The 15558-nt window shown below is 71.7% G+C and carries 10 protein-coding genes; 8 read left to right on the top strand and 2 right to left on the bottom strand.

Annotated elements, in window-relative coordinates:
* Positions 1 to 209 precede the first annotated feature (209 nt).
* On the top strand, positions 210 to 1100 hold the full coding sequence (locus ACZ6ZQ_RS28355; protein ID WP_469771340.1) for a LysR family transcriptional regulator: 891 nt from the start codon (positions 210 to 212) through the stop codon (positions 1098 to 1100).
* Between the two features lie 93 nt (positions 1101 to 1193).
* Here ACZ6ZQ_RS28355 and ACZ6ZQ_RS28350 read toward each other — a convergent pair whose 3' ends face one another.
* The gene (locus tag ACZ6ZQ_RS28350; protein WP_453660296.1) at positions 1194 to 1517 is read right to left on the bottom strand and encodes a WhiB family transcriptional regulator; all 324 of its coding nucleotides are present in this window, start codon (positions 1515 to 1517) and stop codon (positions 1194 to 1196) included.
* A 382-nt stretch (positions 1518 to 1899) separates the two neighbouring features.
* Here ACZ6ZQ_RS28350 and ACZ6ZQ_RS28345 point away from each other — a divergent pair, with 382 nt between their 5' ends.
* From ACZ6ZQ_RS28345 to ACZ6ZQ_RS28330, 4 genes are all read left to right on the top strand, one after another.
* Positions 1900 to 2511 carry a response regulator transcription factor gene (locus ACZ6ZQ_RS28345; RefSeq protein ID WP_003948568.1) on the top strand — a complete coding sequence of 204 codons (612 nt, stop codon included), beginning with the start codon at positions 1900 to 1902 and terminating at the stop codon, positions 2509 to 2511.
* Positions 2512 to 2930: 419 nt separating this feature from the next.
* On the top strand, positions 2931 to 3518 hold the full coding sequence (locus tag ACZ6ZQ_RS28340; RefSeq protein WP_469771339.1) for a sigma-70 family RNA polymerase sigma factor: 588 nt from the start codon (positions 2931 to 2933) through the stop codon (positions 3516 to 3518).
* Positions 3519 to 3685: 167 nt separating this feature from the next.
* A complete protein-coding gene (gene guaB / locus ACZ6ZQ_RS28335) occupies positions 3686 to 5188 on the top strand; it encodes an IMP dehydrogenase (protein WP_469771338.1) in 1503 nt (500 codons plus the stop codon).
* 105 nt (positions 5189 to 5293) lie between these two features.
* Positions 5294 to 6418, top strand: a complete 1125-nt coding sequence (locus ACZ6ZQ_RS28330) for a GuaB3 family IMP dehydrogenase-related protein (RefSeq protein ID WP_469771337.1) — start codon at positions 5294 to 5296, stop codon at positions 6416 to 6418.
* A gap of 71 nt (positions 6419 to 6489) precedes the next feature.
* Here the strand turns inward: ACZ6ZQ_RS28330 and ACZ6ZQ_RS28325 are convergent, their stop codons facing one another.
* Complete coding sequence (locus ACZ6ZQ_RS28325; protein ID WP_469771336.1) at positions 6490 to 7731, bottom strand: nucleotide sugar dehydrogenase; 1242 nt, start codon at positions 7729 to 7731, stop codon at positions 6490 to 6492.
* A gap of 221 nt (positions 7732 to 7952) precedes the next feature.
* On the opposite strand from ACZ6ZQ_RS28325, the gene ACZ6ZQ_RS28320 reads away from it, so the two are divergent.
* The 3 genes from ACZ6ZQ_RS28320 (at position 7953) to ACZ6ZQ_RS28310 (ending at position 15533) form a co-directional block, all read left to right on the top strand.
* On the top strand, positions 7953 to 9659 hold the full coding sequence (locus ACZ6ZQ_RS28320) for a glycerol-3-phosphate dehydrogenase/oxidase (RefSeq protein WP_469771335.1): 1707 nt from the start codon (positions 7953 to 7955) through the stop codon (positions 9657 to 9659).
* Between the two features lie 327 nt (positions 9660 to 9986).
* Positions 9987 to 12449: a serine/threonine-protein kinase gene (locus ACZ6ZQ_RS28315; RefSeq protein ID WP_469771334.1), complete on the top strand. Its 2463-nt coding sequence runs from the start codon at positions 9987 to 9989 to the stop codon at positions 12447 to 12449.
* Positions 12450 to 12641: 192 nt separating this feature from the next.
* A complete protein-coding gene (locus ACZ6ZQ_RS28310; RefSeq protein WP_469771333.1) occupies positions 12642 to 15533 on the top strand; it encodes a protein kinase in 2892 nt (963 codons plus the stop codon).
* Positions 15534 to 15558: the final 25 nt, after the last annotated feature.

Raw genomic sequence — 15558 nt, 5'->3', positions numbered from 1 at the left:
CCTCCTCCGCCTTGCATCTGCACGCGCCAGACCCCGCTCGCCCCGCGGCGGTAGCCGCAGATGTCGCTGCCGGCCTGATCCGAACGACAGGCCCTAGGCCCTGTCCGGCCGATCTTGCCGGGCAGATCGACCGGACAGGCCCTGGCCGAGCCCCCAAAGCTTCCAAGTGAAAATTAGCTCGCACCCCAAGAGGGCCTTATGCTTGCAGGGTGATCGAAGCCCGCCATCTCCGCGTCCTGCGCGCCGTGGCCGCCACCGGGTCCTTCTCCGCCGCGGCGCGCGAGCTGGGCTGCACCCAGCCCGCCGTCAGCCAGCAGATGAAGGCGCTCGAAACCTCCGCCGGGACCCCGCTGTTGATCCGGACCGGCCGGGAGATGCGCCTGACCCAGGCCGGCGAGGTGCTCGTGCGCCATGCCGCCGGGATCCTGGCCGGGCTGACCGCGGCCGAGGAGGAGGTCGCGGCGATCGCGGGTCTGCGCGCGGGCCGGGTCCGCCTGGTGTCCTTCCCCAGCGGCAGCTCCACGCTCGTGCCCACCGCACTCGCCGCCCTCCGCGCGGCGCACCCCGGCACGCGCGTCTCGCTCGTCGAGGCCGAGCCGCCGCGCTCGGAGGAGATGCTGCGCGAGGGCGACTGCGATGTGGCGCTGGCCTTCCGGTACGGCCCGGCGGGTGCGGAGTGGGAGGACCTGGTCGTACGGCCGCTGCTGAGCGACCGGCTCGTCGGCCTGGTGCCCGAGGGGCACCGGCTCGTGGACGCCGGTGCGGTCTCCATCGCCGATCTGGCGGAGGAGCCGTGGATCGCGGGGTGCCCGCGCTGCCGCCGCCAGCTCGTGGCGGTCTGCGAGGAGTCCGGCTTCACGCCCAGGATCGACTTCGCCACGGACGACTACCCGGCCGTGGTCGGACTGGTCGGCGCGGGTCTCGGCGTGGCCGTACTGCCGGAGCTCGCGCTGGAGTCGGTGCTGCCCAAGGGCGCCCGTACGGTGGCGGTGGAGCCGTCGGTGCACCGCGAAATCGTTGCTCTCACCCTCCCTGATCTGGCTCAGGTCCCCGCGGTCGCGGCCACCCTGGACCAGCTCGCACTGGCCGCCGCTCGCTGAACCCGCGCCACTGCGCCGCTCCACCACTGCACCGTCGCCCGTCACTGGGCCGGTCGGTGCAGGAACGTTTCTTCGAAGATGACGGCCTGGATGTCAGCCGTGCGGGCTGCCGCCCGCGCCGCCTGCCGGGATCAGCCGGTGCCGCGCCCGCCCCATGAGCTCCTCACGCTCGTCCTCCGTCAGTCCGCCCCATACCCCGTAGGGCTCCCGCACTGCCAGTGCGTGCGCCGCGCACTCCGCGCGCACCGGGCACCTCATGCAGACCTCTTTCGCCGAGTTCTCGCGCGCACTCCTTGCCGCGCCGCGCTCCCCCTCCGGGTGGAAGAAGAGTGAGCTGTCTACCCCACGGCATGCCGCGAGCAGCTGCCAGTCCCACAGATCGGCGTTCGGTCCGGGAAGGCGGGAGAAATCTGCCATAGCGCATGTCCCCTTGTAACCGTGCTGAGTGGATGCCTGAAGGTCCGACCGTACATCTACGGTGTAAGTAGATGTAAATATGACTCATTGCGAATCTAGCCACAGACACCAGCAAAAGGGAAGAAATGCCGCTAAATGGGGCATAGCGGCCATGTGGCGCGTCGATGGGCTGTGTCGCTCTCCTCCGCTCATGGGTCCTCACGTAGAGTGCCGAAGGTGCCCGTCGCACCCGTAACTCTTTCGAGTGACCGTCGTTGAGAGTGCGGAGGCGGTTGAGAGAACAAGCGCTCGGGCAGATGTCCGGGGGCGTCAACCGCACAGGTGACGATACGTAACCAGCCTGGAGGCTCAAGGTGACGCGCATCAGCTGCGGAGGGCGGCCATGACATCCGTCCTCGTCTGCGACGACTCCCCGCTCGCCCGAGAGGCGCTCCGCCGCGCGGTCGCAACCGTGCCCGGCGTAGAGCGCGTGACGACCGCGGCCAACGGCGAGGAAGTCCTCCGCCGCTGGGGCGCCGACCGCTCGGACCTGATTCTGATGGACGTACGCATGCCCGGACTGGGCGGCGTCGAGACGGTCCGCCGGCTGCTCTCCGCCGACCCCGGCGCCCGGATCATCATGCTCACCGTCGCCGAGGACCTGGACGGCGTCGCGCTCGCCGTCGCGGCCGGCGCGCGTGGATATCTGCACAAGGACGCCTCGCGCGCCGAGCTGCGGGCCACGGTCACCCAGGCGCTCGCCGACCCGACCTGGCGGCTCGCCCCGCGCAGGCTGCGCTCGGCCGAGATGGGAGCCGCGCCCACGCTCACCGCGCGGGAGATCCAGGTGCTCGAAGGAATGAGCCACGGCAGGTCCAACGCCGAGATCGGGCGTGAGCTGTTCCTCTCCGAGGACACGGTGAAGACGCACGCCAGGCGGTTGTTCAAGAAGCTGGGCGCCTCGGACCGGGCGCACGCCGTCGCGCTCGGATTCCGCTGGGGCCTGGTCCGCTGAGCGGTGCCGGGTGAGGCCGGGACCACTCCTGGCGAGCGAGCCGAAGGGGCGCGCGGCTGTCGGAAAGAAAAGCGTGCAGAGGTCCCGAGGTACGAGGGACCGAGCTCGGTTGATCGTCGACAGCCGCTGGGGCGCCCCGGAGGCGAGCCGCAGGAACTGGCGCGCCCGGTGCGCCCCAGGGGTCCCGCAGGCATCATGAGCCCCGCTGACCCGGCGGTGGGCGGGGCGGTCGGCGACGGGGGGCGCATGTTTCCCGCGCGATGCCGCATCCTTGAGGTGTGGAGTTCCTCAGGAACGAGTCGGTCGAGCGCAAGGGGAGGGCGCAGGAGATGACTTCCGGCGCACCTGCTCATAACGCTTCGGTGCACAACTACGGACACGGTGCCACGGATCAGCGGCAGCCAAGGCACCATGGACCGATGCGTGACGACGAGGCGGCGACTGCCCACGGGGCCATCGGTGCACTCGTTCACCGTGCCGTCGACGGAGACGAGCAAGCCACGCACGATCTCCTGGCCCGTGTGCACCCGCTCGCGCTGCGCTACTGCCGGACGCGGCTGAACCGGCTGCCCGGTGATGCCCGTCACTTCGTCGAGGACCTCGCTCAGGAGGTCTGTGTCGCGGTCCTCATGGCGCTGCCGCGCTACAGGGACACGGGACGCCCCTTCGAGGCGTTCGTCTTCGCCATCGCCGCGCACAAGGTCGCCGATCTGCAGCGCGCGGCCATGCGGCACCCCGGATCCACGGCCGTGCCGTCCGACGAGATGCCCGAGCGGCCCGACGACTCGCTCGGCCCGGAGGAGCGGGCGCTGCTCAGCGACGACGCGGAGTGGGCCAAGCGACTCCTCGCCAACCTCCCGGAGAACCAGCGGGAGCTGCTGGTGCTGCGGGTCGCGGTCGGACTCACCGCCGAGGAGACCGGGCAGATGCTCGGTATGTCCCCCGGCGCGGTGCGGGTGGCGCAGCACCGGGCGCTGAGCCGGCTGCGGGCACTGGCGGAGCAGTAGCGGTGACCAGGGGCGGCCGGGTTGAACCGGACGCCCCCTCCGTACGTATGACCTACGTACGTGTGAACGTACAAAGCTGCTCATCGATCTTGATCGTGGAATGAGACACCCTCGGATCCCGTTAGCATGGACATCCGCACCGATCAAGGCCATTTGGGGAAGGTGTCATGACTGCCAACGTCGACGGAGTGCCCGAGAAATTCGCGACACTCGGGCTGACCTACGACGACGTGCTGCTGCTGCCAGGCGCGTCGGACATGGCGCCCGACCAGATCGACACCTCCTCGTTCATCTCGAAGAACGTCCGGGTGAACATCCCGCTGCTGTCCGCCGCCATGGACAAGGTCACCGAGGCCAGGATGGCCATCGCGATGGCCCGCCAGGGCGGCGTCGGCGTACTGCACCGCAATCTCTCCATCGCCGACCAGGCCAACCACGTCGACCTGGTGAAGCGCTCCGAGTCCGGCATGGTCACCGATCCGATCACGGTGCACCCGGACGCCACGCTTGCCGAGGCCGACGCGATCTGCGGAAAGTTCCGGATCAGCGGCGTCCCCGTCACCGACGCGGCGGGCAAGCTCCTCGGCATCGTCACCAACCGCGACATGGCCTTCGAGACGGACCGCTCCCAGCAGGTGCGCGACGTCATGACCCCGATGCCGCTGGTCACCGGCAAGGTCGGCATCTCCGGCGTGGACGCCATGGAGCTGCTGCGCCGCCACAAGATCGAGAAGCTTCCGCTGGTCGACGACGCGGGCATCCTCAAGGGGCTCATCACCGTCAAGGACTTCGTCAAGGCGGAGAAGTACCCGAACGCGGCGAAGGACAAGGAGGGCCGGCTTCTCGTCGGCGCCGCCGTCGGTGTCGCCGGTGACGCCTTCGAGCGTGCCCAGGCCCTGATCGAGGCCGGGGTCGACTTCATTGTCGTCGACACCGCGCACGGTCACTCCAAGCTGGTCGGCGACATGATCGCCAAGATCAAGTCCAACTCGTCCGTCGACGTCATCGGCGGCAATGTCGCGACCCGCGACGGCGCCCAGGCGCTCATCGACTCCGGTGTCGACGGCATCAAGGTCGGCGTCGGCCCCGGCTCCATCTGTACGACGCGAGTCGTCGCCGGAATCGGCGTTCCACAGGTCACCGCGATCTACGAGGCCTCGCTGGCGGCGAAGGCGGCGGGCATCCCGGTCATCGGCGACGGTGGTCTCCAGTACAGCGGCGACATCGCGAAGGCCCTGGTCGCGGGCGCCGACACGGTGATGCTCGGCTCGCTGCTCGCGGGCTGCGAGGAGTCCCCGGGCGAGCTGATGTTCATCAACGGCAAGCAGTTCAAGTCGTACCGCGGCATGGGCTCGCTCGGCGCGATGCAGTCCCGTGGCGAGCAGCGTTCCTTCTCCAAGGACCGCTACTTCCAGGAGGGTGTCGCCTCCGACGAGAAGCTGGTGCCCGAGGGCATCGAGGGCCAGGTGCCCTACCGCGGCCCGCTGTCCGCGGTCGTCCACCAGCTGGTCGGCGGTCTGCGCCAGTCGATGTTCTACGTCGGCGGGCGGACGGTGCCGGAGCTGCAGGACCGCGGCCGGTTCGTACGGATCACGTCCGCGGGTCTCAAGGAGAGCCACCCGCACGACATCCAGATGACGGTCGAGGCGCCGAACTACAGCAGGAAGTAGTCGCACGGGTTTGTCAGGGGCGGTTCCGGGGATGGCCGGGACCGCCCCTGACGTGTGTGTCGGGGATACTGGTAGGCGCAGACGTAGAGGGAAAGGCCACACATCGTGACTGAGATCGAGATCGGGCGCGGCAAGCGCGGCCGCAGGGCGTACGCGTTCGACGACATCGCCGTCGTACCGAGTCGGCGCACCCGGGACCCGAAGGAGGTCTCGATCGCGTGGCAGATCGACGCCTACCGCTTCGAGCTGCCGTTCCTGGCCGCCCCCATGGATTCCGTCGTCTCCCCGCAGACCGCGATCCGCATCGGTGAGCTGGGCGGACTGGGCGTGCTGAACCTCGAGGGGCTGTGGACCCGGTACGAGGACCCGCAGCCGCTCCTCGACGAGATCGCGGAGCTGCCCACCGAGAGCGCGACCCGCCGTCTGCAGGAGATCTACGCGGCCCCGATCAAGGAGGAGCTGATCGGGCAGCGCCTCAAGGAGGTGCGCGACTCCGGCGTCGTCACGGCCGCCGCGCTGTCGCCGCAGCGCACCGCGCAGTTCTCCAAGGCCGTCGTCGACGCGGGTGTGGACATCTTCGTCATCCGTGGCACGACCGTCTCGGCCGAGCACGTCTCGGGCGCCGCGGAGCCGCTGAACCTGAAGCAGTTCATCTACGAGCTCGACGTCCCGGTCATCGTCGGTGGCTGTGCCACGTACACCGCGGCCCTGCACCTGATGCGCACCGGCGCGGCCGGCGTCCTCGTCGGCTTCGGCGGCGGCGCGGCGCACACCACCCGTAACGTGCTGGGCATCCAGGTCCCGATGGCCACCGCCGTCGCCGATGTCGCCGCGGCCCGCCGCGACTACATGGACGAGTCCGGCGGCCGGTACGTCCACGTCATCGCGGACGGCGGTGTGGGCTGGTCCGGTGATCTGCCGAAGGCCGTCGCCTGTGGTGCGGACGCCGTGATGATGGGCTCCCCGCTGGCCCGCGCGACGGACGCCCCCGGCCGCGGCCACCACTGGGGCATGGAGGCCGTCCACGAGGACGTCCCGCGCGGCAAGCTCGTCGACCTGGGCATCGTCGGCACGACGGAGGAGATCCTCACCGGGCCGTCGCACAGCCCGGACGGCTCGATGAACTTCTTCGGCGCGCTGAAGCGGGCCATGGCGACGACGGGCTACAGCGAGCTCAAGGAGTTCCAGCGCGTCGAGGTGACCGTCGCGGACTCCCAGCACAAGCGCTGAGGTCTGTTCGTACGCGGCTCGAACGCGGGTGGGGCCCGGCACCGTGAGGGTGCCGGGCCCTTCGCATGCCCTCACAGACGGTGCGCCGTGCCCGCCGGGGAGGCACCCCTGGTGTCCAGGAGAATCTGGGCCTTCACAGCGAGGCTCTGGAGGTCGTAGGTGCGGTGGTGCTGGAGCAGGATCGTCAGGTCCGCGTTGGCCACCGCCTCGTAGAGGGAGTCCGCGCGGGGGACCGGGCGGTCGCGTACGCGCCAGTCGGGGACGTACGGGTCGTGGTAGCTGACCGATGCGCCCAGTTCCATCAGGCGCTGGGCGATCTCGGGCGCGGGGGAGCCTTCGAGGTCGGCGAGGTCCGGCTTGTACGTGATGCCGAGGAGCAGGACGCGGGCCGCGCGGGCGGACTTGCCGTGTTCGTTGAGCAGGGTGGCGGCGCGCTGGATCACGTACTGCGGCATGCGCTCGTTGATCTGGCCGGCGAGCTCGACGAGGCGCAGGGTGCGGTGGGTGCCCACCGTGTCGACGGGGACGCCGTGGCCGCCGACACCCGGGCCGGGGCGGAAGGCCTGGAAGCCGAACGGCTTGGTCTCGGCGCAGCGGATGACGTCCCAGAGGTCGATGCCGAGGCCGTGGCAGAGCACCGCCATCTCATTGACCAGGGCGATGTTGACGTGCCGGAAGTTCGTCTCCAGGAGCTTCACCGCCTCGGCCTCGCGCGGTCCGCGGGCGCGCACGACCTTGTCGGTGACGCGGCCGTAGAACGCGGCTGCCGATTCGGTGCAGGCGGGGGTGAGCCCGCCGATCACCTTGGGGGTGCCGGTGTAGCCGTGGGTGCGGTTGCCCGGGTCGAGCCGGCTGGGGGAGTACGCCAGATGGAAGTCGCGTCCCGCGCGCAGGCCTGAGCCCTCTTCGAGGATGGAGCGGAGGTAGCTCTCCGTGGTGCCGGGCTCGGCGGCGGATTCGAGCACCACGGTGGTGCGCGGGCGCAGCCGTGCGGCCAGGGCGCGGGCGGCGTCGCCGACCGCGGTGAGGTCGAGCGTGCGGTTCGCGCCCGGGGGTGTGGGGGCGCAGATGACGGCGGTACGGACCCGGCCCAGCTCGGCCGGGTCGGTGGTGGGCCGGAAGCCCCCCGAGAGCATCCGGCGGATTTCGGAGGCGGTGAGCGAACCGTCCACGGGCGGCCGCCCCGCGGCGAGTTCGGCGACGGGGCGGGGGTCCGTGTCGTATCCGATGGTCTCGATGCCCGCGGCTACGGCGGCCTGGGCGAGTGGCAGTCCGAGGTGGCCGAGTCCGATGACGGCGAGATCTGCGGGCATGGCGGTGAGCCGTCCTTCCCAATAGCCGAGGGTGACGCAGTGTGCAAGTGCTGTGGACAGAACGAGCACGCGCAATGTCAGACTAGGAGTAAATATGACCGACATGTGGCATTGCGAGGCTCTGGCCGCCCGAGTGTTGTCCACAGGCGGTGGCTGAAGTCGGGGAGTGCGGACAGAATCAAATTTGTGAGCCTGGCCAACGGGGGCGACGGGAGGCAGCAGTGAGGACAGCGACACTGGGACCCGCGCAGCGCACCGAGGCGCTCGCCGCGATGGCGGAGCGCGAGCTGGACGTGCTGGTGGTAGGTGCCGGAGTGGTCGGCGCCGGCACCGCACTGGATTCCGCGACACGCGGCCTGTCCACCGGCCTGGTCGAGGCCCGCGACTGGGCTTCGGGCACATCGAGCAGATCGAGCAAGCTCATCCACGGCGGTCTGCGCTATCTGGAGATGCTGGACTTCGCGCTGGTGCGGGAGGCGCTCAAGGAGCGCGGACTGCTGCTGGAGCGGCTGGCCCCGCATCTCGTCCGGCCCGTGCCCTTCCTCTACCCGTTGCAGCACAAGGGCTGGGAGCGGTTCTACGCCGGATCGGGCGTCGCGCTGTACGACGCGATGTCGGTGTCCTCGGGCCATGGACGCGGCCTGCCCGTCCATCGCCATCTCTCCCGGCGCAACGCACTGCGGGTCGCCCCCTGCCTCAAGAAGGACGCCCTGGTGGGCGCCTTGCAGTACTACGACGCCCAGATGGACGACGCCCGCTATGTGGCGACCCTGGTGCGTACGGCCGCGAGCTATGGCGCGCAAGTCGCCAGCCGGGCCAGGGTGGTCGGCTTTCTGCGCGAGGGGGAGCGGGTCGTCGGCGCCCGGGTGCAGGACGTGGAGGAAGGCGGGGAGTACGAGGTCCGGGCGAAGCAGGTCGTCAACGCCACGGGGGTGTGGACGGACGACACCCAGGCCCTGATCGGCGAGCGGGGCCAGTTCCATGTCCGGGCATCCAAAGGCATCCATCTGGTCGTACCGAAGGACCGGATCCATTCGACCACCGGACTCATCCTGCGCACCGAGAAGTCCGTGCTCTTCGTCATCCCCTGGGGACGGCACTGGATCGTGGGCACCACCGACACCGACTGGGACCTCGACAAGGCCCATCCGGCCGCATCCAGCGCCGATATCGACTATCTGCTGGAGCACGTCAATTCGGTGCTGGCCGTGCCGCTCACCCGCGACGACGTCCAAGGGGTCTACGCGGGACTGCGCCCGCTGCTCGCCGGGGAGTCGGACGCGACCAGCAAGCTCAGTCGCGAGCACACGGTCGCGCACCCGGTGCCCGGCCTGGTCGTCGTCGCCGGCGGGAAGTACACGACCTACCGGGTGATGGCGAAGGACGCCGTGGACGAGGCGGTGCACGGACTGGACCAGCGCGTCGCGGACTGCGTCACGGAGGACGTGCCGCTGATGGGAGCCGAAGGATACCGGGCCCTGTGGAACGCACGGGCGAGGATCGCGGCGCGCACCGGCCTCCATGTCGTCCGGGTGGAGCATCTGCTCAACCGTTACGGATCCCTGGTCGAGGAGCTGTTGGAGCTGATCGCGGCCGACCCGAGGCTCGGCGAGCCGCTCGCCGCCGCAGACGACTATCTGCGGGCCGAGGTCGTCTACGCCGCCTCGCACGAAGGAGCGCGCCACCTCGACGACGTCCTCACGCGACGGACCCGCATCTCCATCGAGACCTTCGACCGGGGGACGCGCAGTGCGCGGGAGTGCGCGGAGCTGATGGCCCCGGTGCTCGGCTGGGACAAGGAGCAGATCGAGAAGGAGGTGGAGCACTACGAGAAGCGGGTGGAGGCCGAGCGCGAGTCGCAGCGGCAGCCGGACGACCTGACGGCGGACGCGGCGCGGCTGGGGGCGCCGGACATCGTCCCGATCTAGTGCCCTCCCGGTAAGCTTTGCCCTGTCGCGCCGCCCGGCACGCACCCTCGCTGCGTTGGCCAAAAGCCCTGATAGCTCCGCTACAAGGACCTCCGGCCGCCTTGCGATGGCACGCACCGGACGACGCTCCTTGACGGGCAAACATTGCCGATCGCGGCACTAGGATCCAGCGGAATCCCTTCCTCCGGAGCCCTCCTGACGCACGGTGGACCCGGGAGACCGGCCGGTCCTGGAGTGAGAGAGAATGGGGGCTCTTCCAGGGCGGGTTACCGCATCGCGCGGATAGCGGCAGGCGCGGGCGAAGATCAGGGATCGCAGAGGGGACGCATGTCGGAGGCGGAGCAGTCGCGGGACACGACACGGAGCCCTCTGCGGGACGCGGACGGAAGCGGCGGGCGTGTCCCGGCCGCGGGCCCGGTCGGGCGCGAGGACGGCAGTTCGGGCGTGAGCACGGGCAAGGACGCGATGTCGGGCGCCGGACACGACGCAGCGGACGACGCGGGGCGGGGTGCCGGGAGCGGTGGTGCGAAGGGCACCGAGCCGGACACCGGGACCGGCGAGGCCGGCGGCGCCAAGTCGGCCGCCGGGCAAGCTGAGGTGAAGAAGGACGCGCCGTCGACTGCGGGCGACAGCGTGAAGTCCGGGCAGGCGGACGCCCGCCGTGCCGGTGCGAGGGAATCGGAGCCGGGCGCGGTGAAGGAATCGGAGTCCGGCGGGGCGGCGAAGGGTTCGGAGTCCGGCACGAAGGACGACGCGGCCGCGGCCCGCCAGGACGTGCGGGACGCGGCGAAGGCCGACGCGGTGCGGGGTGCCGGGAGCGGTGACGCGAAGCGCGCCACGCCGGGCGCCCACTCCGGTGCGCAAGCCGGGGCCGGGCGGCCCGAGGCCGCCAGGAGCGGCGCATCGCAGGGGCGCGGGCAGACGACCGCCGAGGGGCGGTTGCTGGCCGGGCGGTACCGGCTGGGAGGCGTCCTCGGACGCGGCGGCATGGGCACCGTATGGCGGGCCGTCGACGAGACGCTCGGCCGCACGGTCGCCGTGAAGGAACTGCGGTTCCCCAACAGCATCGACGAGGAAGAGAAGCGCCGCCTCATCACGCGCACGCTGCGCGAGGCCAAGGCGATCGCCCGGATCCGCAACCACGGCGCGGTGACGGTCTACGACGTGGTCGACGAGGACGACCGGCCGTGGATCGTCATGGAGCTCGTCGAGGGCAAGTCGCTCGCCGAAGCCGTGCGCGAGGACGGCATCCTGACGCCCCGCCGGGCGGCCGAGGTCGGCCTCGCCATTCTCGACGTACTGCGCTCCGCGCACCGCGAGGGCATCCTGCACCGCGATGTGAAGCCGTCCAACGTGCTCATCGCCGAGGACGGCCGGGTCGTACTCACCGACTTCGGCATCGCGCAGGTCGAGGGCGACCCTTCCATCACCTCGACCGGCATGCTCGTCGGCGCGCCCTCGTACATCTCGCCGGAGCGCGCCCGCGGCCACAAGCCGGGCCCGGCCGCCGATCTCTGGTCGCTGGGCGGGCTGTTGTACGCGAGCGTGGAGGGCTGCCCGCCGTACGACAAGGGCTCCGCGATCGCCACCCTGACCGCCGTGATGACCGAGCCCCTCGACCCGCCGAAGAACGCCGGGCCGCTGGAGGAGGTCATCTACGGCCTGCTCGCCAAGGACCCGGCGCAGCGGCTCGACGACGCGGGTGCGCGGGCGCTGCTGCTGGACGTCGTTCACACGCCGGAGCAGCCGGCCGGGCCGGAGCCGTCGCCCGAGGCGACCCGGGTGGTCGCGCTGCCACCGCTCCCGCCCGAGCCCGCCGTTCCCGCCAGGGACCGCGCCAAGGACGCCGCCGACGCGGCTGCCGAGCGGGTCCGCGGCGCGCTCCGCTCCGTGCGGAACGCGGCGGCGAAGGCCGAGCCGAAGCCCGCCGCCACCAAGGCCGCGGCCCCCGAGCCGGCGCCCGGACCCGCGGTCACGCGGACGGCCCCCGTGCGGGCGCCGCTCACCGATGTGGTGCCCAAGCGGACGCTGGTCGTCATCGCGGTCGTCGCCGCGCTCGCCGTCCTGTCCACCGTGCTCGTCCTCGCGCTGGGCGGGGACGACGACAAGGGCGGCCAGGGCAAGCCCAAGAACGGCACGACCGCCGGATCCACCGCGGGCGGCGACGCCAAGGGCAAGGACGGTGCCAAGGGCGGCGGCAGCGGTCAGAAGGACCAGGGCCGGGGCGACGGCTCCACCGGGGGCAACGACGGGAAGGACGGCGGCGGGAGCAACGGCACGGGCGGCACCCAGCCGTCCGGCGGAAAGGGCACCGGCGCCGGCGCGGGCGGGATCCCCGCCGGGTACGTGATGGTCTCCAACGACCAGTTCCACTTCACCATGGCGATGCCGAAGGCCTTTCGCCGCACCGGCACCGCGGGTCAGAACTCGGGTGCGATCTTCAGCGCCGACGGCGGCTTCCCGCGCGTCCAGGTGGACTTCACGAACAGCCCCGGGGACGACGCGAAGGCCGCATGGACGGCCGCGCTCGGCGCTGTCAGGGGCAGCAGTGACGGCTACAAGCACCTCGGTATCAAGACCGTCGCCTACAAGGGCTACCCCACGGTCGCCGACTGGAGCTTCGAGCGTAACCAGAGCGGTCAGCGGGTACGAGTGCTCAACCGCGGCTTCAAGGTGGATGCCAAGCACGGCTACTCGATCATGATCAGCTGCAAGGCGAGCGAGTGGGACGGCGCGGAGTGCAGGACGCTGCGCAAGACGGCGTTCGACACGTTCGCCCCCAAGGACTGACCAGGCCACGTATCGTGAGAGGACGTGGACCGAACGCAGCCGCAACAGGCCGGTGAACGACCGGAATTGACGGTTTCGTGCGGTCCTCGGGACCGGGGGACAGGCGGCGAGTGAGCCGAAGGAGCGCGTCGACAGGGACCGGCGCGCCCCGGAGGTGAACCGAGCCGGGAAACAGCGCTGTGGGGAGGCGTCGTGGACGACTATGCGGGACGGGTGCTCGCCGACCGCTATCGCCTGCCGCTGCCGCCCTCCGACGAGTACGAACTGGTCGAGACCCGCGCCTTCGACACCTACAGCGGCCAGGAAGTCCTCGTCCGTCAACTGCCGTTGCCGGAGGTCGTGGAAGCCGAAGTGCTCGACGCGGACGGCTTCGGGGGGCTTCCCGCGTCCCGCCGGGCGTCGGGGCGTACCACCCGGCGGCCCACGGATCCGGCGGTGCGGCGGGCCGTCGAGGCCGCCCAGGCCGCCGCGCAGATTCCCGACCACCCCCGCCTCGACCAGGTCTTCGACGTGTTCGCGGAGGGCGGTTCGCTCTGGATAGTGAGTGAACTCGTCGCGGCACGGCCGCTGGCGGCGCTGCTCGCGGAGAAACCGCTGAATCCCTACCGGGCGGCGGAGATCGGCTCGGACGTGCTCACGGCCCTGCGCGCCCTCCACGCACACGGCTGGACCCACCGCAACATCACCGTCCGTACGGTTCTCGTCTGCGACGACGGCCGGGTCGTGCTGACGGGCCTCGCGGCGGGCGCGGCGGAGGAGGCCCTGTGCGGATACGCGCCGGTGCCGGAGCCCGTGGAGGAAGCTGAGCCCGTGGAGGACGCGGAGCTCGTCGACGACTCCCCGGATCCGGCCGATCCCGTGCACACCGCGGAGCCGTACCTGCCGCCGCAGAAGTACGGCAGGACGGCCGTGGGCGGGGCACCCGCGCCCGGCCCCCCGCCGGGCGCCGGCCGGGCGGAGGGCCCGTACACAGCTCCGGCCTACGGGTACGGATTCGGTGAGACCGCCGGGGACTCGCGGGCCGCACGCGCCGGTGCCATCGCCGCCTACCGGGCGGGTGCCCGCGCCGCGGCCCGCGTCAGCGAGGACCGCCGCCAGGACGACGACCGCCGCCAGGACGAGAACCGACAGGCCGGGCCCGGGGGCCTCGTGCGCCACCAGTCGCAGGAGGAAGCCGGCCGACAGGACGAAGCACGCCACCGGACCTGGACGCAGCCCCCGGCCGAGGGCCGCTCCCAGGCCGGGAGTCATGGCCAGGGCGGTGCGGAAGAGCTCCACGGCGACGACGACCGCCACCCGGGGCTTCTGCCGCCCTCGGGGCGCGTCCCCGACGGTGTCGAGCGGCTGCACCACCCCGGTGTGTGGGACGAGCCGGACGGCGGCCGCGGCGCCACCCTGCCCGCGCCACGTCCCGGCGGCGCCCTTCCCGCCCCGCGCGCCGGACTGCCCGCGCCGCAGTGGTGGTCCCGGCCCGCGGACGACGAGGCGTACGACAGCGACGACGGGTACGACGCCGAGGACGCCGACGAGGCCGAAGACACCTACGGGACCGGGCCCCGCAGCCCGTACGGGGATCCGCCCGGCGGCCCCCGCCGTGCGGAGCTGGCAGGCACCTGGCACGACGGGCCCCGGCCGGGCACGGACGGCCCCGCACCGCTCCCGGCGGGAGGCGGCCCGTCTCCGTACGGGAGCACCACCCGCGACGCCCTGCGCGCCGACGCACAGCGGCAGAGCCCCGCGTCCGTCCACGCCGAGCCCGTACCCGCCGGCGGCAGGTGGGACGAGGTGGTCGCCGGCGGGCCCGCACCCGCCTACCGCGGCCCCGCCACCCCGCTCGCCGCCGAGCGGGCGCGCCAGGCCCGGATCGCCGTCGTCGGGGCGGTGACCGAGCGCTGGGCGCCCGAGCAGGCGGGACCGGTGCACGAGAACTGGCAGCTGGCGCCGCCCATCGGCCCGGCCACCGATCTGTGGGCGCTCGGCGCGTTGCTCTACCGCGCGGTGCAGGGCCACGCCCCGTACCCCGAGGAGAGCGCGGCCGAGCTGGTCCAGCTCGTCTGCGCCGAACCGCCCGCGTTCGCCGAGGAGTGCGGGCCGCTGCGCCCGGTCGTCGAGTCGCTGCTGCGCCAGGACCCCACCGAGCGCCCCGACTTCGAGGAGCTGCGCGGCTGGCTGCGCTCGCTCGTCCGGTCCGCGCCGGAGCCCGACGTGGGCACCGAGGTCGTGCCCCTGCCGTCGGTCGACGGCACCCGGTTGCCCGTCGTGCGCCGCCGTGGCGAGCTCGTCCGCAGGCGCCGGGCCGGTTCCCCCGACGCCCCACTTGTCCGCGACCGCCGCCACCGCCACAAGAAGGTGAAGGAGCGACGCGAACGACGCCCGCGCGGCCCGAAGTCGCTCGGCCGCCTCCTCCTGTTCCTGATTCTGCTCGCGCTCGCCGCGGCGGTCGCGTACGCCGTGCTGTTCATGCCGAAGACCGGCCAACAGCCGCCGTCGTCCTCCCCGGCCGGCACGGCATCGAGCGCGCCCGGGGGCGGCCGGTCACCGGACACCGGCGGCTCGTCCCAGGACGCCCAGCAGCCCTCCCGGACTCCGGACGGACAGCAGCCGCAGACCTCGGCGCCCGCCGTGGACCTCGCCGAAGGGTACGTCATGCGCGTCGACCCGGAAGGCTTCCGGGTCGGTGTCGACAAGACCTGGCAGCGCAGACCCATCAACGACAGCGGTCAGGTCCGTTACGTCGGCGGCGACTTCACGCTGATCGTCGTCCCCGGCCGCGACTCCGTGCGGGCCAACGGCGCGGACCCGATGGCGTATCAGCGCAACAAGGAGCGCGAGCTGCAGCCGTTCCGCGATTCCTCCTGGTCCACGGCATCCGGTCTGCGCCGCATCGACGTGGGCAAGCAGGCCATGGCGGAAGGCCAGTTCACCTGGCAGGACAGCACCGGTCGTGAGGTGTACGTCCGCAACCTCGCGCTCATCGTCGGCGACAGCTATCACGTGCTGCAGGTGATCGGGCCCGAGGACCGGCGCGACAAGGTCACCGAGATCTACCAGCAGGCCACGGCCGCGTACCGGGCGAACGGATGACGTCTCGCCCGCCGTCGGGAGCGAC

This window comes from Streptomyces sp. NPDC053673, assembly GCF_055585225.1.
This window is presented reverse-complemented; position numbering and strand designations above follow the sequence as displayed.

Excerpts from the sequence above, each read along its gene's own strand:
- ACZ6ZQ_RS28350 (WP_453660296.1), bottom strand. The coding sequence starts at position 1,517 with ATGGCAGATTTCTCCCGCCTTCCCGGACCGAACGCCGATCTGTGGGAC.
- ACZ6ZQ_RS28345 (WP_003948568.1), top strand. The coding sequence starts at position 1,900 with ATGACATCCGTCCTCGTCTGCGACGACTCCCCGCTCGCCCGAGAGGCG.
- ACZ6ZQ_RS28340 (WP_469771339.1), top strand. The coding sequence starts at position 2,931 with ATGCGTGACGACGAGGCGGCGACTGCCCACGGGGCCATCGGTGCACTC.
- guaB (WP_469771338.1), top strand. The coding sequence starts at position 3,686 with ATGACTGCCAACGTCGACGGAGTGCCCGAGAAATTCGCGACACTCGGG.
- ACZ6ZQ_RS28325 (WP_469771336.1), bottom strand. The coding sequence starts at position 7,731 with ATGCCCGCAGATCTCGCCGTCATCGGACTCGGCCACCTCGGACTGCCA.
- ACZ6ZQ_RS28315 (WP_469771334.1), top strand. The coding sequence starts at position 9,987 with ATGTCGGAGGCGGAGCAGTCGCGGGACACGACACGGAGCCCTCTGCGG.